Origin of the sequence: Streptomyces sp. NPDC088785, assembly GCF_044750685.1 — a bacterium.
Taxonomy (GTDB): Bacteria; Actinomycetota; Actinomycetes; order Streptomycetales; family Streptomycetaceae; genus Streptomyces.
The window spans coordinates 21,066-43,767 of the sequence record NZ_JBIVKH010000021.1 but is presented as its reverse complement, the minus strand read 5'-3'; the positions used below and the strand labels follow the sequence as shown (position 1 = coordinate 43,767).

The 22,702-nt window shown below is 69.3% G+C and carries 20 protein-coding genes and 1 tRNA gene; 5 read left to right on the top strand and 16 right to left on the bottom strand.

Annotated elements, in window-relative coordinates; all coding sequences use genetic code 11:
- Positions 1-24: 24 nt before the first annotated feature.
- From ACIP5K_RS34375 to ACIP5K_RS34360, 4 genes are all read right to left on the bottom strand, one after another.
- On the bottom strand, positions 25-1,476 hold the full coding sequence (locus tag ACIP5K_RS34375) for a GH1 family beta-glucosidase (protein ID WP_401416145.1): 1,452 nt from the start codon (positions 1,474-1,476) through the stop codon (positions 25-27).
- Positions 1,477-1,627: 151 nt separating this feature from the next.
- Positions 1,628-2,536, bottom strand: a complete 909-nt coding sequence (locus ACIP5K_RS34370) for a carbohydrate ABC transporter permease (protein ID WP_401416142.1) — start codon at positions 2,534-2,536, stop codon at positions 1,628-1,630.
- Positions 2,533-3,564 carry a carbohydrate ABC transporter permease gene (locus ACIP5K_RS34365; protein ID WP_401416140.1) on the bottom strand — a complete coding sequence of 344 codons (1,032 nt, stop codon included), beginning with the start codon at positions 3,562-3,564 and terminating at the stop codon, positions 2,533-2,535. Before ACIP5K_RS34365 ends, ACIP5K_RS34370 begins: the two co-directional genes overlap by 4 nt.
- Positions 3,561-4,886, bottom strand: a complete 1,326-nt coding sequence (locus ACIP5K_RS34360) for an ABC transporter substrate-binding protein (RefSeq protein ID WP_401416138.1) — start codon at positions 4,884-4,886, stop codon at positions 3,561-3,563. The genes ACIP5K_RS34365 and ACIP5K_RS34360 overlap by 4 nt, the downstream gene beginning before the upstream one ends.
- 254 nt (positions 4,887-5,140) lie before the next feature.
- Here ACIP5K_RS34360 and ACIP5K_RS34355 point away from each other — a divergent pair, with 254 nt between their 5' ends.
- Positions 5,141-6,196 (top strand): LacI family DNA-binding transcriptional regulator, encoded by a 1,056-nt coding sequence (locus ACIP5K_RS34355; RefSeq protein WP_401416136.1) that lies wholly within the window; start codon positions 5,141-5,143, stop codon positions 6,194-6,196.
- A 301-nt stretch (positions 6,197-6,497) separates the two neighbouring features.
- Here the strand turns inward: ACIP5K_RS34355 and ACIP5K_RS34350 are convergent, their stop codons facing one another.
- The 5 genes from ACIP5K_RS34350 to ACIP5K_RS34330 form a co-directional block, all read right to left on the bottom strand.
- Positions 6,498-7,106: a hypothetical protein gene (locus ACIP5K_RS34350; protein ID WP_401416134.1), complete on the bottom strand. Its 609-nt coding sequence runs from the start codon at positions 7,104-7,106 to the stop codon at positions 6,498-6,500.
- A 468-nt stretch (positions 7,107-7,574) separates the two neighbouring features.
- Positions 7,575-8,228 carry a class I SAM-dependent methyltransferase gene (locus ACIP5K_RS34345; protein ID WP_401416132.1) on the bottom strand — a complete coding sequence of 218 codons (654 nt, stop codon included), beginning with the start codon at positions 8,226-8,228 and terminating at the stop codon, positions 7,575-7,577.
- Positions 8,229-8,301: 73 nt separating this feature from the next.
- The gene (locus ACIP5K_RS34340) at positions 8,302-8,802 is read right to left on the bottom strand and encodes a hypothetical protein (RefSeq protein WP_401416130.1); all 501 of its coding nucleotides are present in this window, start codon (positions 8,800-8,802) and stop codon (positions 8,302-8,304) included.
- Between the two features lie 557 nt (positions 8,803-9,359).
- Entirely contained in the window at positions 9,360-9,776 is a 417-nt protein-coding gene (locus tag ACIP5K_RS34335) for a hypothetical protein (RefSeq protein WP_401416128.1), read from the bottom strand.
- A gap of 165 nt (positions 9,777-9,941) precedes the next feature.
- Positions 9,942-11,120, bottom strand: coding sequence for a helix-turn-helix domain-containing protein (locus ACIP5K_RS34330; RefSeq protein ID WP_401416125.1), 1,179 nt, complete (start codon positions 11,118-11,120; stop codon positions 9,942-9,944).
- A gap of 131 nt (positions 11,121-11,251) precedes the next feature.
- Between ACIP5K_RS34330 and ACIP5K_RS34325 the strand changes: the two genes are divergently transcribed.
- On the top strand, positions 11,252-11,797 hold the full coding sequence (locus ACIP5K_RS34325; RefSeq protein ID WP_401416123.1) for a flavoprotein: 546 nt from the start codon (positions 11,252-11,254) through the stop codon (positions 11,795-11,797).
- Between the two features lie 275 nt (positions 11,798-12,072).
- Complete coding sequence (locus ACIP5K_RS34320) at positions 12,073-12,510, top strand: hypothetical protein (RefSeq protein WP_401416120.1); 438 nt, start codon at positions 12,073-12,075, stop codon at positions 12,508-12,510.
- A 212-nt stretch (positions 12,511-12,722) separates the two neighbouring features.
- Here ACIP5K_RS34320 and ACIP5K_RS34315 read toward each other — a convergent pair.
- The 5 genes from ACIP5K_RS34315 to ACIP5K_RS34295 form a co-directional block, all read right to left on the bottom strand.
- Positions 12,723-13,603 (bottom strand): IS5 family transposase gene (locus ACIP5K_RS34315; RefSeq protein WP_401416194.1). Its coding sequence is split into 2 segments (ribosomal slippage): positions 12,723-13,243 and positions 13,243-13,603, totalling 882 coding nucleotides; the frame shifts between segments, so codons are not numbered across the junction.
- Entirely contained in the window at positions 13,585-13,977 is a 393-nt protein-coding gene (locus ACIP5K_RS34310; protein ID WP_401416118.1) for a hypothetical protein, read from the bottom strand. The genes ACIP5K_RS34315 and ACIP5K_RS34310 overlap by 19 nt, the downstream gene beginning before the upstream one ends.
- Before the next feature lie 120 nt (positions 13,978-14,097).
- Positions 14,098-14,170 (bottom strand) — tRNA-His (locus tag ACIP5K_RS34305).
- Between the two features lie 122 nt (positions 14,171-14,292).
- Entirely contained in the window at positions 14,293-14,895 is a 603-nt protein-coding gene (gene orn / locus ACIP5K_RS34300; RefSeq protein ID WP_401416116.1) for an oligoribonuclease, read from the bottom strand.
- A 63-nt stretch (positions 14,896-14,958) separates the two neighbouring features.
- On the bottom strand, positions 14,959-16,248 hold the full coding sequence (locus tag ACIP5K_RS34295; protein ID WP_401416114.1) for a helix-turn-helix domain-containing protein: 1,290 nt from the start codon (positions 16,246-16,248) through the stop codon (positions 14,959-14,961).
- Between the two features lie 1,146 nt (positions 16,249-17,394).
- Here ACIP5K_RS34295 and ACIP5K_RS34290 point away from each other — a divergent pair.
- Positions 17,395-17,919, top strand: coding sequence for a universal stress protein (locus tag ACIP5K_RS34290; RefSeq protein WP_401416112.1), 525 nt, complete (start codon positions 17,395-17,397; stop codon positions 17,917-17,919).
- 906 nt (positions 17,920-18,825) lie between these two features.
- On the opposite strand, the gene glmS is transcribed toward ACIP5K_RS34290, so the two are convergent.
- Positions 18,826-20,643: a glutamine--fructose-6-phosphate transaminase (isomerizing) gene (glmS, locus tag ACIP5K_RS34285; protein WP_401416110.1), complete on the bottom strand. Its 1,818-nt coding sequence runs from the start codon at positions 20,641-20,643 to the stop codon at positions 18,826-18,828.
- A gap of 23 nt (positions 20,644-20,666) precedes the next feature.
- On the bottom strand, positions 20,667-20,924 hold the full coding sequence (locus ACIP5K_RS34280) for a hypothetical protein (protein WP_401416108.1): 258 nt from the start codon (positions 20,922-20,924) through the stop codon (positions 20,667-20,669).
- Between the two features lie 196 nt (positions 20,925-21,120).
- On the opposite strand from ACIP5K_RS34280, the gene ACIP5K_RS34275 reads away from it, so the two are divergent.
- Positions 21,121-22,701, top strand: a complete 1,581-nt coding sequence (locus tag ACIP5K_RS34275) for a purple acid phosphatase family protein (RefSeq protein WP_401416107.1) — start codon at positions 21,121-21,123, stop codon at positions 22,699-22,701.
- Position 22,702: the final 1 nt, after the last annotated feature.

Below are 22,702 nucleotides of genomic sequence, written 5' to 3'. Positions count from 1 at the left end.
TACCGGCCCCGCACCGGCCCCGGGTCAGTCCCGCGCGGGCAGCCCGCCCGCGCGCGCGACCCCGGCGTACCAGGTCGCGCTCGACTTCGGGATGCGCTGCTGCGTCTCGTAGTCGACGTAGACCGCGCCGAACCGCTTGCTGTACCCGTACGCCCACTCGAAGTTGTCCAGCAGCGACCAGAGGAAGTAGCCGCGGACGTCCGCGCCCCGGGCGATCGCGTCGTGCACGGCGCCGAGGTGGGCGTGCAGGTAGCGGACCCGCTCCGGGTCGTGCACCGCTCCGTCCACGACCACGTCGTCGTACGCGGCCCCGTTCTCCGTCACGTAGAGGGGGACCCCGGGCGCCTGCGCGGTGTAGTCGAGGAGCAGGTCGCTCAGGCCGGTCGGGTCCACCGGCCAGCCCATCGCCGTGACGTCCTCGTTCACGTGGTGGAACTCGACGTCGTCCGAGCCCGGCCAGGGGGAGTGGTCGCTGGCGCCGTGGCCGTCGAGCCGGGCGCCGGTCCGCTCCGCGCGCGGGCCCGAGACGATGGCCGGCGTGTAGTAGTTCAGGCCGATGAAGTCCAGCGGCTGGTGGATGGTCCCGGTGTCCCCCTCCTGCACGAACGACCAGTCCGTGAGCCGCGCGGTGTCGGCGAGCAGGTCCTCGGGATAGGCGCCCGTCAGCAGCGGTCCGGTGAAGACCCGGTTGGCGAGCGCGTCGATCCGGCGCTGGGCGTCCAGGTCCGCCGGGGCGTCGGTGAGCGGCCTGACCACGCTCGGGTTGAGGCTGAGGCCGATGCTCGCGCGGCCGGGCAGGATGCCGCGCAGCGCCTGCGTGGCCAGCCCGTGGCCGAGGTTCAGGTGGTGGGCGGCGCGCAGGGCGGCGGCCCCGTCGGTGCGGCCCGGCGCGTGCACGCCCGAGCCGTAGCCGAGGAAGGCGCTGCACCACGGCTCGTTGAGCGTCACCCACTGCTCGACCCGGTCGCCGAGCGCCTCGCCGACGAGCGACGCGTACTCCGCGAACCGGTACGCGGTGTCCCGCACGGGCCAGCCGCCGGCGTTCTCCAGCTCCTGCGGCAGGTCCCAGTGGTACAGCGTGGCGACCGGCTTGATGCCGTGCGCGAGCAGCTCGTCGACCAGGTGCCGGTAGAAGTCGAGCCCGCGCTGCACGGCCGGCCCGCGCCCGGTCGGCTGCACCCGCGGCCAGGCCACGGAGAAGCGGTACGCGGTCAGGCCCAGGTCCGCCATCAGCCGGACGTCGTCGCGCCAGCGGTGGTAGTGGTCCACGGCGATGTCGCCGGTGTCCCCGTTCAGCACCTTGCCGGGGGTGTGGCTGAAGGTGTCCCAGATCGACGGGGTGCGGCCGTCCTCGCGGACGGCGCCCTCGATCTGGTACGAGGCGGTGGCGGACCCCCACAGGAACCCCGGGGGGAAGCGGGTCACCGCCGTGGGGGCCGTGGTGGTGGCGGTGCCGATGTTGTTGGTGGTCGTCATAGGAGCGCTCCCATAGGGGTGAGAGGAGGTCGGGGGGGAGGGGCGGGCGCGGGCCGGTGGCCGCTTCGCGCGCCCACGGCGGGAGCCGCACCCGCCCGCGGCCGGAACGGGGCGGACGGGGCGGGCGCGGCGGACGGGGAGGCGGCCCCCGCTATCCCTTGACCGCGCCCTGCATGATGCCGCCCACGATCTGCTTGCCGAACAGCAGGAACGCGATGAGCAGCGGCAGGGTGCCCAGCAGCGCGCCGGCCATGATCACGGAGTCGTCGGGGATGTAGCCGGTGCCCAGCGAGTTGAGGGCGACCTGGACCGTGGGGTTCTCCTGGTTCAGGGCGATGATCGGCCACAGGAAGTCGTTCCAGGCCATGACGAAGGTCAGCAGCCCCAGCACGGCCATCGCCGGCCGGGCCGCGGGGAAGACCACGTGCCACACGACCCGCAGGCTGCTCGCGCCGTCCACCCGCGCGGCCTCGATCAGCTCGGTCGGCAGCGCCTGCACGAGGTACTGCCGCATGAAGAACGTACCGAAGGCGCTGACCAGCGTCGGCAGGATCACCGTCTGGAGCTGGTTGGCCCAGCCCAGGTCGCTCATCCACAAGTACAGCGGGACGACGGCCAGTTGCGGCGGAATCATCATCGTGCCGATGGTCATGAGCAGCAGCGTCGAGGAGAAGCGGAACTTCAGCTTGGCGAAGGCGAACCCGGCGAGCGTGGAGAACAGGACGGTGCCGACGGTGATGGTCGACGCCACGATCACCGAGTTGAGCATCGCGGTGCCCATGGCGGCCTGTTCCCAGGCGGTCTGGAGGTTCTTGAACAGGTTCCCGCCGAACCAGAACGGCGGCGGCGTCTGCGCGAGCCGGGTGTTGGTGCGCGAGGCCGCGACCGCCGTCCACACCAGCGGGGCCAGCGAGACCACGGCGAACAGCGCGAGCACCACATAGGTCACGGGCCCCGCGTGCAGCTGCTTGCCCGCGCCCAGGATCCGCCGCTTCGGTCCCGGCGGCACCGGCGCGGGCAGGGCCGCGGGCGCCGGGGTCACATCACTGATCGTGCTCATTGGGACTTCCTCAGCCGTCGGGTGATCAACAGGTTGATCGCGGCGATGACCAACAGGATCAGGAACATGGACCAGGCGATGGCGGACGCCTTGCCGAGGTTGCCGACGATCCAGCCCTGGTCGTACATGTACAGGCCGAGCGTCTGGTACTGGTGCTCGGAGCCGCCCTTGGTGCCGCTGACGCCGCCGAACAGGAGCGGCTCGCCGAAGAGCTGGGTCGCCCCGATGGTGGAGACGACCACCGTGAACAGGATGGTCGGCCGCAGCATCGGGATGGTCACGTGCCGGAACTGCTGCCACCGGTTCGCCCCGTCGAGCGCCGCCGACTCGTACAGGTCGGCCGGGATGGCCTGCATCGCGGCGAGGTAGATCAGCGCGTTGTACCCCGTCCACCGCCAGATGACGATCGACGACACGGCGAACTGCGAACCCCAGTCGGACTCACGCCAGTTGACCGGATCCATGCCGATCAGGTCGAGCACCCAGTTGACCATGCCGGTGTCCGGCGAGAACAGCAGCACGAAGACGAGCGTCGCCGCCGCCACCGAGGTCGCGTAGGGCGTCAGCATCACGACGCGCCACACGGTCGAGCCGCGCAGCCGGTAGTTCAGCATGTGGGCGAGCCAGATGGCCGCGATCAGCTGCGGCACGGTGGCGAGCACACCGATGCTGAAGGTGTTCTTCAGCGCGTTCCAGAAGAAGTCCGACTGGAACAGGTTGGTGTAGTTGTCCAGACCCGCCCAGGTCTGGGTGTCCAGCGAGGACAGCTGCACGTTGTGCAGCGAGTACCAGGCGGTGTACAGCAGCGGCACCAGCGAGAAGGCACCGAAGATGACGAAGAACGGAGCGATGAACGCGTAGGGGGACGCCTTCATGTCCCAGCGGTACAGCCGGCGGCGCCAGGAGTCGCCGTGGTCGGGCGTACCGCGACCCTGAGCGCCCCGGGCCGCGCCCGACCCCCGGGAGGGGTCGGGCGCGGCGTCGGCGCTCGGCGCGGACTGCGCGAGTGCCTGTTCGGAGCTGGTCACTGGCCGAGCACGTCCTTGACTTCCTTGGTGGCCGCGTCCCAGCCCTGCGCCGGCGACTTGCCCTTCTGCTCCACCTGGAGGATGCCGGTGTCGGTGATCGCGGTGCCGATCGGCTGGTCCTTGACGCCGAAGACCTGGACCGGGATGGTCTTCGCCGAGTCGGAGAAGATCTGGGTCAGCGGGGCGTCCGAGAAGTACTTGGTGGTCTTCGCCTCGGGCTTCAGGCTCGCGTACGCCGACGGCGTGGACGGGAAGCTGGCCTGCTCACCGAAGACCTTCGCCTGCTGCGCGGGCGCGGTCAGCCACTTCGCGAAGGCGATGGCCTCCTTCTGGTGCTTGCCCGCGGTCGGCACGCCGATGAACGAGCCGCCCCAGTTGGCCGCGGTCGGCGCCGCCGCCACGTCCCACTTGCCCTCGCCGGCCGCGCCGGCCTTGGTCTGGATGTAGCCGAGCATCCACGCGGGGCAGGCCACCGTGGCGAAGGTGCCGTTGGCGAAGCCCTGGTCCCACGGCTTGTCGAACTGCTTCAGCTTGGCCGACATGTCGCTGGTCGCGACGGTCATCGCGGCGTTCCAGGAGTTCTTCACGCCCGAGGACTTGTCCCAGATGACGTTGCCGTCCTTGTCGTAGTAGCGCTCCTTCTCACCGCCGATGGCCGCGTTGTAGACGGAGGAGGCCGAGTCCACGTACTTGGTGCCGCTCGGCGCCTTCTTCATGTACTGCTTGCCCAGGGCGACGTACTTGTCCCAGCTGCCGTTCCAGGACGCGGCGAGCTTGGTGCGGTCCGTCTCCAGACCGGCCTTCTCGAACAGGTCCTTGCGGTAGCAGATGGCCATCGGGCCGATGTCGGTGCCGAGCGCGATCTGCTTGCCGTCCTTGGTGGTGGCCTGGGCGTTCTTCCAGTCCAGCCACTGCGACTTGTCGACCTCCTTGCCGAGGTCGACGAACTTGTCGGCCTGGGTCTGCACGGCCTCGGTGATGTTGCCGACCTCGATGGCCTGCACGTCGTCGGTGCCGGAGCCGGCCTGGAGACGGGTGAGCGTCTTGGGCCAGTAGACGTCGGTGCGGGTGGTGACGTTCTCCTTGACCGTGATGTCCTTGTGGAGCTTCATGTACTCGTCGTAGAGCCCGGCCTGCTTGTAACCGAAGGTGCCGAACGTGCCGATCGTCAGGGTCGTCTTGCCCCCGCCGCCGGAGCCACCGCTCGACCCGCTGCCGGAGTCGCCGTCGTCGGCGGCACATCCGGCAAGCAGTCCTGTCGCCAGAGTGGCGGCGACCGCGAAGGTCATCGCCCGGCGGGACGTACGGGCAGTCGTGCGCATTGCGTCCTCCAAAGTGCTCAATTGCTCTTCTGTACTGATCCCGGCCAACTGCCATGCTGGACCCGTGCGTTCACGTGCGGCTCGGTCGGGGAACGTGCGGCTTCTGTATACGTCCACTAAGGTGGGAGCGCTCCCATCCGTGATGTGTTGAAGGGTCGTCGCTCGGCCCGGGGGTGTCAAGACACCGGGCAGCGACAAGTGGCGGCGGTTATAGGGCTGTTAGATTCCGCAGAAGACTTGGGGAGGTAGGAGTCATGGCGGCTCGCGGCACTCACGGCAGGCGTCCGACCCTTGAGGAGGTCGCGGCCCGGGCAGGCGTGGGCCGGGGCACGGTCTCCCGGGTGATCAACGGATCGCCGCGGGTCAGCGACCGCACGCGCGCCGCGGTCGAGGAGGCGGTCGCCGAGCTCGGCTACGTGCCGAACACCGCGGCCCGCGCGCTCGCCGCCAACCGCACGGACTCCATAGCGGTGGTCGTCCCCGAGGCCGAGTCCCGGTTCTTCTCCGAGCCGTACTTCTCCGGCATGGTCGGCGGTGTCGGCATGGCGCTGGCGGAGTCCAACCTCCAGCTGCTGCTCACCTTCGCCCGGGGCGAGCGCGAACAGGACCGGCTGGCCTCCTACCTCGCCGCGCACCGCGTCGACGGCGTCCTCCTGGTCTCCGTCCACTCCGACGACCCGCTCGCCGACCGTCTCCTCCAGATGGACATCCCCACGGTGATCAGCGGTCCGCGCTCCGCCGACGAGCCGCTGCCCTCGGTCGACACCGACAACCACGCGGGCGCCCGCTCGGCCGTGCGCCACCTGGTCTCGCGCGGGCGCCGCTCGGTCGGCATCATCACCGGCCCGCTGGACGTCTACGGAGCCCAGCGCCGCCTCGCCGGCTACGAGGCCCAGCTCGCCGAGGACGACCTCGCGTACGACGAGAAGCTGGTGGCGTACGGAGACTTCACCGAGGAGGGCGGCCGCCGCTGCATGGCCGAGCTACTGGAGCGCAGCCCCGGCCTGGACGCGGTCTTCGCCTGCTCCGACCTGATGGCCTCGGGCGCCCGCCAGGTCCTGCGCGAGGCCGGCCGGCGCATCCCCGACGACGTGGCCCTGGTCGGCTTCGACGACTCGGTGATCGCCCGCCACATGGAGCCGGGCCTGACCAGCGTCCGCCAGCCCACCCGCGACATGGGCCGGGCGATGACGATGCTCCTCCTCGACGAGATAGCCCTGGCCGCCGACGGCAAGCGCTCCTCGACCCGGCGGGGGGCGGAGCGGCACCTGGTCCTGCCGACGGAGCTGGTGGTCCGCGGCTCGTCGTAGGGAGCGGGTGCGGGGGCGGGGCGCCCGCCGCCCGCACCCCGGAAACGATCAAGGCCCGGTCCGCTTGCGCGGACCGGGCCTTGATCATTCAGGGTGAGTGACGGGACTTGAACCTGTTTTGTTACCCACTTTTGACCTGCAGGGATGGCGGGAACTTGGACAAATGGGTGCGGTTCGATGTCGCCCGGTGTCGTTGAGTGGGCCTCGATGCCGCTCAGTGTTCCCGCGGGAACACGACGGGTACGAGTGTGCCGCGCACGCTGAGAGGTGAGTGCAGATTGCCCTAACCGAGGGATAGTTGCTACTTGCGGCGGCGCATCCTGCGCCTGTGCATCCGACGGTCGTGCCTCACAATGGCCAAGATCATGCGAGCGAGCGTCCACCCCCCGATGATGATCCCGCCCTCAACGCGGTCGTAGCCAGGCGCGTGCCCGTCGGTCCGGTGCATCCCGATCTGGTGGCGTTCCAAGTGGGCTCCCGCGTGGTGCATGGTGCCGGACAGCCGGACGAGGCGCCTGGTGTGAAGGATCTTGAGCCAGTACATGCCGTCCGCGTCCTGAATGGTGACGCCGAGTTTGGCAGGGGGGTCGGACTTGAGGTGCGTGAAGATTCTGGTTTCGCCTGGCTGCAGGGACGGGTCGTTCAGTGGATCGGACTCGTCGGGGGCTGGGCTCGTCTGCCATATCCCATCGACCATCTCGACCAGTAGGAACGGCTGGTCGGACAGGTTGGTGGCTTTGACATGGAAGTTGCCCTGCCGGTCGAGGCGTGTGGAGAACACCAACCTGCTTGCTCCGGCACGCTCCTCCTTCCTGCGGTCGCGCAGCAGAATGTAGAAGCCGAGCAGTAGTGATCCGCCCGTCAGGATCGCGCTGGCCCATGCGGGCACGGTGCCCCAGTCCGGTTTCATGGTCCTGTTGTGTGCCCAACAGAAGTGCATGAAACGTGACTTGAGGGATTTCTGAGCAGTTGAGCTGCTTCATCGGGCACGTAACAGCGCCCCCGGCCCGGATGGGGTGGCGGGGGCGCTGCCGGCCGCGGGCTCACGCCTGGGGAGCTATGAGTGCGGCCAGTCTGGGTGGGTGGTGGTGCCATCCTTTTTGGCGGCTATGCCGGTGGCAAGGGCCCGAACGTGGATTCACTCGAACATGTGCTCTATTCGTACAGGCTCTTCGCAAACTCTGAACACGTGAGCTGAGGCGCAGGGAAGCAGGCCGTCCGCTGGCGACGCCGGGGCGTAGGTGTGCGTCGGCCCGCCCGTGCTCAGGCACAGGCGGGCCGAGCGTCCCACCGCCAGACCCGGGGGAGGAAAGCGGTGGGAGTCTGGACTCCGACGGGCGGAGTTGTTGAGGGAGCGACGTGCTCGAGCCGACGTGCGCTAAGCCTCTGCGGTCACGAGCAGGGTGCCGATGTGTCCGGGGGTGGGGGCGTCCAGTACCTGAGCGGTAGCCGTGGTGAACCCGGCGCGCAGCAGGTGTCGTTCCCACACCGATGGCTTGTAGCTGTAGCGATAGGTGAACTGGGCTTTCCCTGCGAACCCGCCCTTGTACATGCCTTGCGGTCCGTAGGCGCCTGGGATGGCCGGCGGCTGGGCGAACACGAACCGTCCGCCCGGGGCGAGGTGTTCGCGGACGAGGGGGAACAGGCGGGAGGGGTCGGTGAACCAGGCCGCTCCGAAGATGCTGAGCACGGCGCCGTAGCTCTGGGTGTCGTCGCGGAGGATGTCGAGGACCTCGCCGCACAGGAACTCGGCCCCAGTGTGCGCCCATTTCTCGGTGGTCTTCTGGACCATGACCGGAGAGAGATCGATGCCCCGTGCCTTCACGCCGGACAGGGCGAGGTGCGCGAGGGCGCGGCCGGTGCCGCATCCGATCTCCAGGACGGAGGCCGGGTTGCCGAGGAGCTCGGGGCCGGGGCCGTGGCCGGCGTACTGGGTCCAGCAGAAGGTGGGTTCGGCGTCGTCCTTGAACGCGGACTCGGCGTAGGTGTTCCACAGGGCGGTCTCGGCGGCGATGTCGTGGGGTACAGGCACGGCGGTTCCTCGGGTGGTCGGATTGCGGGCCCCGCCCTCGCCGCGCGGGCGAGAGCGGGGCGACTGTAGCGGGTCAGTGGCTGTCGGGGACCTTGTTGTCGCACGGGGAGCAGTTGGCGCCGTCGATGGCCCACAGCTCCTCGTCGATGGCCCAGCCCCGGGACTTGAGGAAGTCACCGGTGCGCAGGCACAAGCCGTCCGAGCGGCGCTGGATGAACGGAGCGTGGTGCTTGTAGCGGCCGCCGTTGTAGAGCCGGCAGATGGCCCACCACACGGGCGTGTCGAGGATGAGCTGGTGCACGCCGATGTCGACGAGCTTGCCGACCCCGAGGTGGACGTCGGGGTTCTCGATGCTGCCCATGACGTACATGATTCCGTTGCCGAGGATTCGTTCGGCCATGTCGCGGACCATGGTGTGGTCCCGGAGCAGGAGCGCGATCTCGCGGTCCCACAGCGTCATGTCGGAGTCGAAGACGTTGGCGGTGAGTTCGGTGATGTGCGGGGCGACCGCGTTGAGGATCTCCTGCGGATCGCGGGTACGGGCCTTGATGGGTTGCTCTACCGCGATGGTCACTGTTCCTCCCAGATGAGGAGTGCGTGGTTCCTTGTGGGTTGAGGTGTGGGTGCTTCATGGGGACCCGCTGCCGGGGACCTCACCGTCCGGTAGCGGGCGTCTATGGACCCCGTGGTGCGCTGTCGACGGGGTTTTGCGGTGCCGTGGCTTCGCCGTCTTCAGACGAGGCGCGGGCATCGGGGCGAGCGGGGCACTTGGCGTGAACATCGACAGGTCGCCCGCCGCCTGAGCCGACGTGGACCACTTGACGTTCACTCTCTTGACGTGACGTGATCGGCCGCTGGCATCGCCAGCAACGGAGGGAGCTGGTCACCGTCGCTGTCGCCGTCCCTTCCTCGGCGCGCACATCTGGCAGGCGAACACCTCGAGGTCGAGGACGTGACAGCCAATCTGACCGCGGGCGATACCTGCGCTGACGGCGCCATGCAGAAGTGGAGCACCGCACCAGCAGCAGGCTCGGCCGGCGTACTGCTCGGCGGTGAGTTCGAGGGCAGGCGGGGGCATGGCCACCTCGGCAGTTCGTGCGCTGGCGTCAGGGCGCCAGGTACTGCGGGGGCCTAGTCCTGCGGCATCCGCTGGCGGCCGGCGCTGACGAGGGCGGCGACGGCGGTGAGGTCGCACAGGTCCTCGTCGCGGCGGGGTGCCACAACCCAGTGCGGTCCAGGCGGCGTCGTGCGGTCGATGCGCGGGATGCCGACGTAGTGGCCGGTAGCGAGACACGGCGCGGTGGTCTCATGGCGCCAGACGAGCTCGTCGCGCCACGCGATGAGCGCGTAGTAAGAGCCGCTGTAGGTGTCGTGGATGGCCGGGCCCTCGAGCAGCTCGGCGAGCGTGGCTGCGATCTGCTCGCGGTCGCTGCTGTCGAGCGCGAGGTGGACGAGGTCGCCGGGCAGGCGGATCGCGGCGAGGCGCCCGCCCATGGGGAGCATCGCGACACCGTGGTTGTCCCACTCGGCGGTCGCCTGCGCAGGCACGGGATGCTCTCGCGCCAGCCACGCGGTAATCGATCTGCCCTGCGTTCCGGTCTTCACAGTTGGCCCCTTGCCGTCGCCGTTGATCGGGCTGTGAGGACAGCGTGACGAATGCCAAGGGGCTTAGTTGTCACTCTTCAGTGACACTCGGTGGTCTGGGCGTGACACCTACAGTCCGACCCAGGCGGCCATGTGCCCGAGCGTGTCGGGTGTGCGGCGCTGGTGGGCCACCAGTCCCTGGATCGTCTCGCGGGCGGCAGGGTGATACCGGGTCTGCTGGGGGGCCACCTCGCGCGCCTTGACGAGGGATCGCAGGGCGGCGTCGCTACGCCCGATCTCCATCTCGGAGCGGGCCCGGTCGATGTAGAAGTGAGCCTTCCGCGATACCGCCCAGGTCTTGGGCAGCCGTACCTTGCGCGCCTTCTCGACGGCGCGCCCGTACTCGCGCAGCTCTCCCAGCGCGGACACCTCATGGATCGCGACGTTCGCCGGGCCAAAGGACAGCCAGTGAATCTCGGAGGCATCGCCGGTTTGCTTGGCGATCCGCTTCGCCTCCTTCAGATGCCGCTGCACCGTGGCGCCATCGCGGGCCCGGGCGGCGATGACGGTTGCGCCGAGGTGGAGTTGACCGGCAACGGCGAGGGACTCTGTGCTCTGGTCGACCTGGCCGAGGACGTTGTGGCCGGCGGCGACGAGGCGCAGCCCGATGGTGTGCTCGCCCTCGCGGAAGTACACCAGGCCGCGCATGTACTGGCGTACGGCGGCCAGCACCGGATCAGATGCCCGCTGTGCTGCCCAGTCCATGCGGTCGAGCGCGATCGTCGACAGGTCGAAAAAGCCGAGCTTGACCGACACGTCGTGAGCGGTGCGATAGGTGGATGCGAGCGCGCGCCACAGCTCGGTGGACGGGCGGCGGTGTACGGCTGTGGTGAGCTCGGCTACCAGCCGTGGCAGCGTCTCGGCTGCTGCGTTCAGTTGGGTAGCGCGGACTCGCTGACACAACTCGTCCGCGCCGGTGATCAGTTCGGGCGTCGGGCGTAGAACGAGGTCGGGATCGGCGCCGAGGTCGTAGAGGTCGAGGGACTCACGGATCGGGCGGATCAGCTCGGCGAGGCGATCCTGTTGCAGCTCGGTCATGTACGGCTGTCCTGTCAGGGCTGTGACGTCGATGTGCAGTGCCCTGGCACACGCCGAAATGAAATCCCCCGTAGCTACCTTGTGCCCGCTCTCCACCTGGTGGAGCAGGCTGTACGAGTACGGAATGATCAGGGAGAACCCGCGCTGCGTGTACCCAGCAAGCTTGCGCTGCTCTGCGATCCGGGCCCCTGCGTGGTCGTGTCCGGGCATACTGGAACTCCGTTCCTGGCTCACCACTTGGAACGGTACCCGCGCTTCGTGGCGCTGGACTGGCGATCGCCCCCGTTCCATCCGGATCGGGGGCGGTTGCGTGAGGTCAACCAGTCGGGGTCGTATGAGACATGACCACACGGACCCTGTACCTGTTCGCCTCGGCCGCGCCCCCGGTGTTCGACGTCGCCAAGGTCATCGAGACCGCTCAGGCCGAAGGGTGGGGCGTCTGCCTCGGGTTGACGCCGACCGCGGCCCGCTGGCTCGGTGACAGCCTCGACGACTTGGCGGAGCTGACCGGCCACTCGGTGCGCAGCGAGTACAAGCTCCCCGGCGAGGATGACGCCTGGCCCAAGGCGGACGTGATCCTGTTCGCGCCGGCCACCTTCAACTCCATCAACTCGTGGGCGTGCGGCATCACGAGTTCGTTCGTCGTCGGCGTCGTAGCCGAAGCGATCGGCAAGGGGATCCCCACCGTCGCGATGCCGTGCGTGAACGCGGCCTACGCCCAGCACCGAGCCCTGGACCGGAGCATCTCCGAGCTGCGCGAGCAGGGCATCACGGTGCTGTACGGCGAGGGTGGGTTCGTGCCGAACCCCGCGGGGTCGGGCAAGCCGAAGGCGTACCCGTGGGATGCGGCGCTCGCTGCCGCGCGGGAGCTGGCCGAGCGGGCATGACGAATCGGCCCCCATCGCTTGAGCGATGGGGGCCGTTCTGCGCGTCTGTCCAGGGTCTGGGGACTGAGACCGCCGCCTCGAGGGCGCCTAGGTTCTGTCCGGCGGATCATGGCGGCGTTGCTCCCGGGCCATGCGCAGCACTCTGACGGAGCACGCCCAGTATCTCTACGGCGACGAGTACCAACCCGGACAGAACCCAGGGCGTCGGGGCTGAAACACAAAAGAGCTATGAGACCGCGGCATCATCTTTGTCTGGCAGGAAAGGTCTACATACCGTGATCACTGTGCAGTTCACCGTGCGGCCGGATCAGGGTGACGCGAGCGGGTTCGATCTGGGCGACATGGTCGTCAGTGGGGACCTCGGCATGGCCGACTCAGCCGGGCACGTCCCCGATCAGGGCATGATGATCTACCCCTCGGTTGTCCTGTTGATGGACAGCCTGCGCAGCTTTCTCCAGAGCAACGCCCGCGTACACAGCTTCATTGGCATTGACACCTCGTTCAACCTTGTGGTGCGACGAACCAAGAATGGCCTGTCCGTCGCCGGTAAGGGTGGAGTTGTCGCTCGGGCGACGGTCCTGGAGGTTGTTACCGCTGTGCTGAGCGCGGCGGAGGACCTTGGCCGTGGTCTCCCTCTGGAGGACGCCGTCGCATCCGACTGGAAAGGTGCGGTCGCTGAGTTCCGGACCCTCGTAACGACGACGGTGCTCTAGGCACTGTCCGGCGAATTTTGGATGATTACTCCCCAGGGGGCTGCTGGTCAAGCGGCCATGGTTGGCAGTGAGCTGGGTTCTGGCTCGCAGTTGTGGCGGTTGCCGCCTGGAAGATCGTGCCGCAATCGTGAAGCGTGGGCGTCGAACCCGTTGTCTTGGCTGCCACGCTGCTGCCGTTTCCCCAGGCGTCGACTCAGAGACGGTGAGCCCGCTCAGGGCCGAAGCCAGAGTCGGATCGCTGCGGCCGTAACAGTGCCGTGGAAGACGTAGGCCCTCTTGTCGTAACGGGTGGCGACGGCACGGCAGTTCTTGAGCCGGTTGATGGTCCTCTCGATCTCGTTTCGTCGCTGGTAACGCTCGCGATCGAAGCCGACAGGTCTGCCGCCTGTGCTGCCTCTGCGTCGGCGGTTGGCCTGCTGGTCCTTCGGTTCAGGGATCGTGTGCTTGATGCGGCGCCTTCGCAGGTAGCGGCGATTACGGCGGGAGCTGTAAGCCTTGTCTCCACTGACATGATCGGGCCGGGTCCGGGGTCGTCCGCCCAGCGGGCGGGGAACCCGGATTCGGTCCAGAACCTCGGTCATCTGTGGGGCGTCACCCCACTGACCTGGAGTGACCAGAAGAGCCATGGGACGGCAGCCGCCCTCACCGGCAAGGTGGATCTTGCAGGTCAGACCGCCCCGGGACCGACCGAGTCCCTCATCAGGGCGGTGGTGCCGGGGCGTCGTCCTTTTTTCGGGACCCTCGGCCTGGCCTTGCGGGCGCCGGCCGCGTGCTGGTGGGCCCGACAGGACGTCGAGTCGACACCGACCATGCCCCAGTCGATCCGCCCGGCAAAGTCGGCGTCGGCCTGGACCGCTTGCAGGAACCGGTCCCAAGTACCGTCCGCCGACCAGCGACGATGCCGCTCGTAGGCAGTCTTCCAGGAGCCGTAGCGTTCGGGCAGGTCACGCCACGGGACACCCGTGCGGATTCGGAACAAGATCCCGTTGAGCACCGTGCGGTGGTCGTTCCACCGGCCGCCTCGGCCACCCGAAGGCGGTAGATGCGGCTCCAGCAGCAACCATTCACGATTCGTCAGATCCCCCCGACCCATGACCCGACCAACGAGCGACGGGTCGGAAGGTCGCATGATCCGCCGGACAGTGCCAGGAAGTGGTTCTCGATGTCCCGCTTGTAGTCGTGCTTGGTCCGGGGATCCACCGTGTTCAGACCATCGACGTACCGGTGCGCCCAGTCGCCGAGCAGGTGATCGTTGGGGTGCTCCTCGGGTGCGACGAACCCGTGCCCCTTGGTCCAGCCGTGCGGCCATCGGTTCCCGTGCGCCTCGACCAGCTTCTTGAACTGGGCGGCCTGGTCCGCGCCCTCGTCGCCGGCGAAGTTCTCGGTCTGCCAGGCGCCGTCCTCGCGCCACTTCACCTGGTACGTGATCTCGCCCGACTTCTTGGGGCGCTCAACGATGCTCGCCATGCAGGGAAGATACGTGCCGAAAGGGACGCCGGGGAGGGGTGTTGTTCCCGCAGTGTTCCCAAGAGCCGGGAAACGATCAAGGCCCGGCCTGCTTTCGCAGGTCGGGCCTTGATCATTCAGGGTGAGTGACGGGACTTGAACCCGCGGCCACCTGGACCACAACCAGGTGCTCTACCAACTGAGCTACACCCACCATGTCCGGTCTTCTGTCGCTCTTCCGACCGGCCGAGAAAAAGTGTACAGGGTCCGAAGGGGTGCTCGCGCACCCCTTTTCCCGAAGCGGGCCGGACCCCGTACGGACGGGCCTGGAAGCGGTTACTCCGCAGGCAGGACGTGCTTCGCCGCGATCGTCTTCGCGGTGTCGGAGTCGGGTCCGGGCTGCGGGACGAAGATCGCCTCGCGGTAGTAGCGCAGCTCCGCGATGGATTCGCGGATGTCGGCGAGGGCCCGGTGGTTGCCGTTCTTGTCCGGACTGTTGAAGTACGCCCTCGGGTACCAGCGGCGGGCCAGTTCCTTGACCGAGGACACATCGACGATCCGGTAGTGGAGGTACTCCTCCAGCGTCGGCATGTCCCGCAGCAGGAATCCCCGGTCGGTGCCGACCGAGTTCCCGCAGAGCGGGGCCTTGCCCGCGTCCTTGACGTGTTCACGTACGTACGCCAGGACCTGCTCCTCGGCGTCGGCCAGCGTCGTGCCGCCCGCCAGCTCGTCGAGGAGGCCCGAGGCGGTGTGCATCTGCCGCACCACCTCGGGCATGTGCTCCAAGGCCTCGTCCGGGGGGCGGATCACGATGTCCACCCCTTCACCGAGTACGTTCAGCTCCGAGTCGGTGACCAGTGCGGCCACCTCGATGAGCGCGTCGTTCGCCAGCGAGAGACCGGTCATCTCGCAGTCGATCCACACCATGCGATCGTTCATGCGCCAACCCTACGGGTCAGACCTTCTCGCTGGCAGACGACGGGCGTCAGCTCCTGTGCGGCGTCACTGGGGCGCCCGCGGCCCGGGCAGGCTGGCGCGCCCCGGCGCGAACGCGTCGGACTGCGGTCTGCCGCTCTCCAGGTGCCCGGAGTGCGCCGCGTGCCCGCCGTGCCCCGTCGGCAGTGACGCCGCGTGGGCGCCCAGGCCGGAGGTGGCCGCGGCCGTCCGCCGGGACTGGCTCGGCACGGCGCCCGGGCCCGGCTCGCCCGCCACGGCGGCGAGGTCGACCGGCGGCTTGTCGGCCGCCCTGCCGTTCGCCCCCGCGTCGCCCGACTGGGGTCGGCGCGCCCGGTAGGCCGCCCGGTACGCGGCCGGGGACGAGCCGAGCTGCCGCCGGAAGTGGCCGCGCAGCGCGACGGGGGAGCGGAATCCGCAGCGCCCCGCGACCTCGTCCACGGAGTAGTCGGAGGTCTCCAGCAGCCGCTGCGCCTGGAGGACCCGCTGCGTGATCAGCCACTGGAGCGGGGCGGACCCCGTCAGCGACCGGAAGCGGCGGTCGAAGGTGCGGCGGCTCATGTAGGCGCGGGCGGCCAGCGTCTCCACGTCGAACTGTTCGTGTAAATGCTCCAGCGCCCAGGCGACGACCTCGGCCAGCGGATCGGCGCCGATCTCCTCCGGCAGCGACCGGTCGAGGTAGCGCTCCTGGCCGCCGCTGCGGCGCGGCGGGACCACCAGGCGGCGGGCAAGCGCGCCGGCCGCCTCGTTGCCGTGGTCGGTGCGCACGATGTGCAGGCACAGGTCGATACCGGCCGCGGTGCCCGCGCTGGTCAGCACGTCACCGTCGTCCACGAACAGCTCGCGCGGGTCCACGTGGACCGACGGATAGCGCTTGGCCAGCGTCGGCGCGTACATCCAGTGCGTGGTGGCCGGTCGGCCGTCGAGCAGGCCGGCCGCGGCGAGCACGAACGCCCCCGTGCACAGGCCGACGATGCGCGCGCCCTCCTCGTGGGCGCGACGGATCGCGTCCAGTGCCTCCTCGGGAGGCGGTGAGGTGATCGACCGCCAGGCCGGTACGACGACCGTGCCCGCGCGGGAGATCGCCTCCAGGCCGTGCGGCGCGGTGAGTTCAAGTCCCCCCGTGGTCCGCAGGGGGCCCTCTTCGCCGGCGCACACCAGCAACCGGTAGCGAGGAACTCCCGCGTCCTGACGGTCGATTCCGAACACGGAGAGCGGTATGGAACTCTCGAAGATGGGTCCGCCGCTGAACAGCAGCACCGCGACGATCTCGCGTCGCCGGCGCCCCGACAGCTTGCGAGCCGCCACCTCCGGCGCGGTGGTGGAGTCGTGGCTCATCCTGCTAAGCCCCCCTCGGTGATCGCGGCTCCCTCAATACTTTGACGGGCTGTTCGCTCCTGCACGTTTCCCCTCGGTCCTGCTGAAGTCCCCCGCCGCCAAAATCTCGACCAGTCATGATCGAATCTACTGCGTCTGCGGCCGCCCCCGTGACCAGTTAAAGACCTGGCACATTGTCGACATGGCAACTTGGCGTGAAGCAGTCGATCACGAAGCGTCGCACTCGCGGGCGTTGCAGGGAAGTGCGCCTCAACTCAGTGGCCGGTCCCCGTAGGGTGCACGGGGGTTTTGCGGCCCTTTCAGCCCTGGTGGAACGGGGGTTGGAAGCGCTGATGAGCAAGGAAAGCCTGTGCGGCTGAAGTTGGCTGAAAATGTACGGAGTGGTGTGCTGAAAGGCGTCAGTCCACCGGCGTACTCTGCCCGGCGCGGTGCCCGCCCCTGTGCGCCCCCTGACCCGTCCGGCCGTGCCTCCCACGATGCGTGCAGCATTGTTCAGTGTGCAACTGTGCGGCTCCGCGTTCGGAGCGGCGCAGCAGCAGCCGGCAGGCGGCGGTGATCGCGGCGAGGCCCAGCGCGGACCCGGCGGCGCCGGCTGCCGAGGTGCCGTAGCCGACGAGGACGAGGGGCACCAGGACGCAGCTGAACGCGGCCCAGCGGACGACGTCCCCCGCTCCGTCGGTCCCCGCGGGGGGCGTGTCACGGGTGTGCGGGGTCGGCCGGGTGTGTGCCTCCGGCGCGCGGGCGGGGGCCGGGATGCTCCGGCGCGAGCCGGCGGTCCGGTGCGCGGTGGACGGTCCGGGCACGAGGTGCTCCTTGGTGCTCCCTGGGTCGTGACGGTCGGGAGTTCAACGCGTGGTGTGCGTACCGGTCACTGGATCCGGCCGCCGAGTGGTCCACAAGGGTGCGCAAACCGCCTGTACGGGGCAGCAACCATTGCCAGACGGTCGGCGGCTCGTGCATGCTCCCCTGAACGCGGCGGAGCGCACGTGCACACCGGTCCGGAAGCGGGCTTGAGTCTGGGCAGAGGAGGAGTGTCGCCGTACCCTTGGGGGTATGCGGTTGGGAAGATGATTCCCGGACACGGCTCCGCCGATCAGATGTCGTCCCCCCTCATTTGAGGCCCACGAGGTACACGCCGAGACACTCATGGCCGGTCACGAATTCTTCGAACCCGAAGGCCGCAAGCGGCAGGTCGCCGATCCGACGACGACCCCCCGAGCGGCGGAAGAGCTGCGTCACGCCTGTGATCCCGCGTTCAAGCACGGTGTCGTCGTCGGCTTCGACGGCTCGACGTCGAGCGAGCGGGCCCTCTCGTACGCCATCGGCATGGCGCACCGCTCCGGATCCGGGCTGATCATCGTGCACGTGGCCAATCGGCTGCCGACCACGGTGTGGGCCGGCTGTGAGCCGCCCGTGTTCGTGGACGTGCCCGACCATCGCACCGAGGTGCTCGGTCTGGAGCTGGCCTGCGCCGACTATCTCTCCGAGGTGCCGTGGATCCTCGTCGAGCGCGGTGGCGACATCTGTCACGAGCTGGAGGAGGTCGGCCGGGAGTACTCCGCCGACGCCATCGTCGTGGGCTCGACCCATGGGCTCGTCGGGCGGATCTTCGGGTCGGTCGCCGGGCGGCTCGCGCGGCGGGCGCAGCGGCCCGTCATCGTCATCCCGTAGTTTTCGGGGGCGCGGTTTCTTCAACTTGTGTACGGCGGCGGGGTGTTGAACGTGTCGGCCGCAGCTGAATCTACTGGCGCGTAGAGGTGCTTCGTGCCCTTGTGAAGGGTACATACCGGTCGCTGGGCATGCTCGGTCGGACCGGGCCTGGCCGGGGCAATGGGCGGCCCCGGCCATCCGGAACGGGTCCCTTCGCGACTGGTGGTACGCGCGGGGACCCGTTCACCCGCCTCCGCCTCCACCTCGACGGACCCGAACCGGACGACCCCCGGCGCGCCACGGTGGGGGCTGGTCGCGCAGTTCCCCGCGCCCCTGGGTCGCACGTCGCCCGCGGCCCGGTGACCGCTTCTCGCGCAGTTCCCCGCGCCCCTGGGCCGTCTGTTAAGCGCGCCACCGTCGTGGCTGGTCGCGCAGTTCCCCGCGCCCCTGAGGCATGCGCTGCGCGCAGCCTCCCCTTGAGGCTGCGCTCCGCGCGCCTCCACTGAGAGGCGGGACGGGGCGCGCCTCTTCAGAGAGGCGGGACGGTGGTGCGCCTCTCCTGGGAGGCGGAACGGTGGCGCGCCTCCCAAGAGGTTGGGGCTGAAGGGCGCCTCTCAACAGGGGTGGGAGAGGTGGGACGGTGGCGCGCCTCTCCTGATGAGATGGCGCACGCAGTGCGCATCTCAGGGGCGCGGGGAACTGCGCGACCAGCCACGACGGTGGTGCACCCGAAAGACCACCCAGGGGCGCGGGGAACTGCGCGAGAAGCGGCCACCGGCCCGCACCCGGAAGACCACCCGGGGGTGCGGGGAACTGCGCGACCAGCCCCCACCGGGCCGCAGGCGAAGGGCTACCCGGGGGCGCGGGGAACTGCGCGATCAGTCGCCACCGGGCCGTGACCGAGAGGCGGCCTCAGGGGCGCGGGGGCTATTCCACCGTTACGGACTTGGCCAGGTTGCGGGGCTTGTCGATGTCGCGGCCCAGGGCCAGCGCCGTGTGGTAGGCGAGGAGCTGGAGGGGGATGCCCATCAGGATCGGGTCCAGCTCGTCCTCGTTCTTCGGGACGACGATGGTGCGGTCCGCCTTCTCCTGCTCCTGGTGCGCGACGGCGAGGATCCGGCCGGAGCGGGCCTTGATCTCCTCCATGGCGGCGCGGTTCTTCTCCAGCAGATCGTCGTCCGGCACGATCGCGACCGTGGGCAGCGCGGGCTCGATCAGCGCGAGGGGCCCGTGCTTCAGCTCGGAGGCCGGGTAGGCCTCGGCGTGGATGTACGAGACCTCCTTGAGCTTCAGGGACGCCTCGCGGGCCACCGGGTAGCCCCGGACGCGGCCGATGAACATCATCGAGCGGGCGTCCGCGTACTCCTCGGCGATCTTCTTGATCTCCGCCTCCTGGGCGAGGATCTCCGTGATCTGGGCGGGCAGCTTGCGCAGCCCCTCGATGATGCGCTTGCCGTCGGCCACCGACAGGTCGCGGATGCGGCCGAGGTGCAGGGCGAGCAGCGCGAAGGCGACCGTCGTGTTCGTGAAGCACTTGGTGGAGACCACGCAGACCTCGGGGCCCGCGTGCACGTAGACACCGGCGTCCGACTCGCGGGCGATCGCCGAGCCGACGACGTTCACGACGCCGAAGACCCGTGCGCCCTTGCGCTTCAGTTCCTGGACGGCGGCGAGCACGTCGTACGTCTCGCCGGACTGGGACACCGCGATGTACAGGGTGTCGGGGTCGACGACCGGGTTGCGGTAGCGGAACTCGGAGGCCGGCTCGGCGTCCGCGGGGATGCGGGCCAGCTCCTCGATCATCTGGGCGCCGATCAGACCGGCGTGGTACGAGGTGCCGCAGCCGAGGATCTTCACGCGGCGCACGGTGCGGGCCTCGCGGGCGTCCAGGTTCAGGCCGCCCAGGTGCACGGTGGAGAACCGGTCGTCGATGCGGCCGCGCAGCACGCGGTCCACGGCGTCGGCCTGCTCGGAGATCTCCTTGTGCATGTACGTGTCGTGGCCGCCCATGTCGTAGGAGGCCGCCTCCCACTCCACCGTGGTGGGGGAGGCCGTGGTGCGGGTGCCCTCGGTGGTGTACGTACGGAAGTCGTCGGCCTTCAGCGTCGCCATCTCGCCGTCGTCGAGCGTGACGATCTGGCGGGTGTGGGAGACCAGCGCGGCGATGTCCGAGGCGACGAACATCTCCTTGTCGCCGATGCCGAGGACGACCGGCGAGCCGTTGCGAGCCACGACGATGCGGTCCGGGAAGTCGGCGTGCACGACCGCGATGCCGTACGTGCCCTCGATGAGCCGGAGCGCGTCGCGGACCTTGTCCTCCAGGTCCGCCTGCGCGGAGCGGGCGACGAGGTGGGTGAGGACCTCGGTGTCCGTCTCGGAGAGGAAGACGACGCCCTCGGCGGTCAGCTTCTCGCGCAGCTCGGAGGCGTTGTCGATGATGCCGTTGTGCACGACGGCGACCTTGTGGTCGCCGGACATGTGCGGGTGCGCGTTCTCGTCGGAGGGGGCGCCGTGCGTGGCCCAGCGGGTGTGCGCGATGCCGGTCGTGCCCTTGAAGCGGGCCGGGACCTTCGCCTCCAGGTCACGGACGCGGCCCTTCGCCTTGACCATCTTCAGGCCGCTCGCCCTGGGGCTGGTGATGACGACGCCCGCGGAGTCGTAACCCCGGTACTCCAGGCGCTGCAACCCCTCCAGGAGCAGCGGCGCCACGTCACGCTTGCCGATGTAGCCGACGATTCCGCACATGAGTGTTGAGAGTCCCCTCTGTTTCAGCCGTAGACGATGCGCCGCAGCTGGCGGATCGACAGCTCCGGCGGAGCCACCGCGCGATAGCGCAGCTCCGCCAGGACCTGTTCGAAGATCGCCGCGTTCACCAGGCCCTGACCCTGGAGTTCGCGGTGCCGGCGGCGGACGAAGGCGTCCGTCGGCTCGTCGAAGAACGCGAGCACGTCCTGGACCACCCGCAGCGCCTCGCCCCGGCTCAGGGCGGTGGTTCGCGTCAGGTGATCGACCAGTTCCTCGTGCACTCGGTAGATCCTGGGGGAAGGCCGTGTCTTTCGCAAGAAATCTGCCCGATATCGGGCAAGGGATGGCTGCTCGGTGCGGGCGGCGCGGGGGCCGGGGTGGATTCGGCGAAGGTTTGAGGGGCGCCATGCCGCTTGTTCGGCCCGTGTTCACCCGGCGTATCCGACCGGGATGGTTGCCACCAGCACCTTTCGGGTCATGGACATTCCACGTATGGGCGTACCCGCCGAACTGGCCGGCCGGAGCCTCGCCGAGCAGCACGAGTACCTGCGCAGCACCTTCTCCCGCCGCACGATGATGCGCGGCGGCGCCGTCACCCTCGGCGCGGTCGCCGGCGGTGCCTTCGTGCCGGGCGCCGTCGCCCAGGCCGCCCCGGCCGCCGCGCCGGTCTCCGCCACCGCCGACATCGACGGGGCCCTCGTCGCCCCCTTCGGCCGCCACCTCTCCTACGGCGACGACCCGCGCACCGAGATGACCGTCTCCTGGCAGGTGCCGGCGCCGGTGCGCAACCCGTTCATCCGGATCGGCGCCGGCGCCGGCGAGCTGTCGCGGAAGATCCCCGCCGAGGTCCGCGCCCTGTACACCCCGGCCGGGGTCGGCACCAGCGCCGACCACACCCAGTACTACGTGCACGCCAAGCTCTCCCACCTGAAGCCGGGCCGCACCTACTTCTACGGCGTCGGCCACCAGGGCTTCGACCCGGCGTCGCCGCGGTTCGCGGGCACCATCGGCACCTTCACCACGGCGCCCTCGCACGCGGAGCCCTTCACCTTCACCGCCTTCGGCGACCAGGGCGTCAGCTACCACGCGCTGGCCAACGACTCCCTGATCCTCGCCCAGGGCCCGTCCTTCCACCTGCACGCCGGTGACATCGCGTACGCCGACCCGTCCGGCTCGGGGCAGACCACGGACACCTTCGACGCGCGGACCTGGGACCAGTTCCTCGCGCAGACCGAGTCCGTCGCCAAGACCGTGCCGTGGATGGTCTCCTACGGCAACCACGACATGGAGGCCTGGTACGCGCCGCACGGCTACGGCAGCCAGCAGGCCCGCTTCGAGCCGCCGGCCACCGGCCCCGACCCGGAGAACCTGCCCGGCGTCTACTCCTTCGTGCACGGCAACACGGCCGTCATCTCGCTCGACGCCAACGACGTGTCGTTCGAGATCCCGGCCAACCTCGGCCTCTCCGGCGGCACCCAGACCACGTGGTTCGAGGCGCAGCTGAAGAAGTTCCGCGCGCGCCACTCGGGCATCGACTTCATCGTCGTCTTCTTCCACCACTGCGCGTACTGCACCGCGACCGCGCACGCCTCGGAGGGGGGCGTGCGCAAGGAGTGGGTGCCGCTGTTCGAGAAGTACACCGTGGACCTCGTGATCAACGGCCACAACCACGTGTACGAGCGGTCCGACGTGCTCAAGGGCGACAAGGTCACCAAGGAGCTGCCGATCGGCGGCACCGTCTACCCGGAGACCGAGGGCGTCGTGTACGTCACCGCCGGTGCGGCGGGCAAGAGCCTGTACGCCTTCCCGGTCGCCGACTCGTACGAGGGCCACGAGAAGGACACCGACCCGTTCGCCTCGTACGTCACCGAGGAGGGCGGCGCCAAGAAGGCCGTCACCGTCGACTGGTCGCGGGTGCGCTACACCAACTACTCGTTCCTGCGGGTGGACGTGAAGCCCGCGACGTTCGGGCGCACGGCGACCCTCACCGTCCGCGGCATCGCCGAGACCGGCGCCGAGATCGACCGGTTCGTCGTGGCCCGCACCTCCCGGCGGTAGG

What these genes read in the sequence shown, in the direction of transcription:
- glmS (WP_401416110.1), bottom strand. Translation starts at nt 20,643, where the DNA reads ATGTGCGGAATCGTCGGCTACATCGGCAAGCGTGACGTGGCGCCGCTG.
- ACIP5K_RS34295 (WP_401416114.1), bottom strand. Translation starts at nt 16,248, where the DNA reads ATGAGCCACGACTCCACCACCGCGCCGGAGGTGGCGGCTCGCAAGCTG.
- ACIP5K_RS34360 (WP_401416138.1), bottom strand. Translation starts at nt 4,886, where the DNA reads ATGCGCACGACTGCCCGTACGTCCCGCCGGGCGATGACCTTCGCGGTC.
- ACIP5K_RS34355 (WP_401416136.1), top strand. Translation starts at nt 5,141, where the DNA reads ATGGCGGCTCGCGGCACTCACGGCAGGCGTCCGACCCTTGAGGAGGTC.
- ACIP5K_RS34350 (WP_401416134.1), bottom strand. Translation starts at nt 7,106, where the DNA reads ATGAAACCGGACTGGGGCACCGTGCCCGCATGGGCCAGCGCGATCCTG.
- ACIP5K_RS34330 (WP_401416125.1), bottom strand. Translation starts at nt 11,120, where the DNA reads ATGCCCGGACACGACCACGCAGGGGCCCGGATCGCAGAGCAGCGCAAG.
- ACIP5K_RS34310 (WP_401416118.1), bottom strand. Translation starts at nt 13,977, where the DNA reads ATGGCGAGCATCGTTGAGCGCCCCAAGAAGTCGGGCGAGATCACGTAC.
- ACIP5K_RS34325 (WP_401416123.1), top strand. Translation starts at nt 11,252, where the DNA reads ATGACCACACGGACCCTGTACCTGTTCGCCTCGGCCGCGCCCCCGGTG.
- ACIP5K_RS34275 (WP_401416107.1), top strand. Translation starts at nt 21,121, where the DNA reads ATGGACATTCCACGTATGGGCGTACCCGCCGAACTGGCCGGCCGGAGC.
- ACIP5K_RS34375 (WP_401416145.1), bottom strand. Translation starts at nt 1,476, where the DNA reads ATGACGACCACCAACAACATCGGCACCGCCACCACCACGGCCCCCACG.
- orn (WP_401416116.1), bottom strand. Translation starts at nt 14,895, where the DNA reads ATGAACGATCGCATGGTGTGGATCGACTGCGAGATGACCGGTCTCTCG.
- ACIP5K_RS34290 (WP_401416112.1), top strand. Translation starts at nt 17,395, where the DNA reads ATGGCCGGTCACGAATTCTTCGAACCCGAAGGCCGCAAGCGGCAGGTC.
- ACIP5K_RS34370 (WP_401416142.1), bottom strand. Translation starts at nt 2,536, where the DNA reads ATGAGCACGATCAGTGATGTGACCCCGGCGCCCGCGGCCCTGCCCGCG.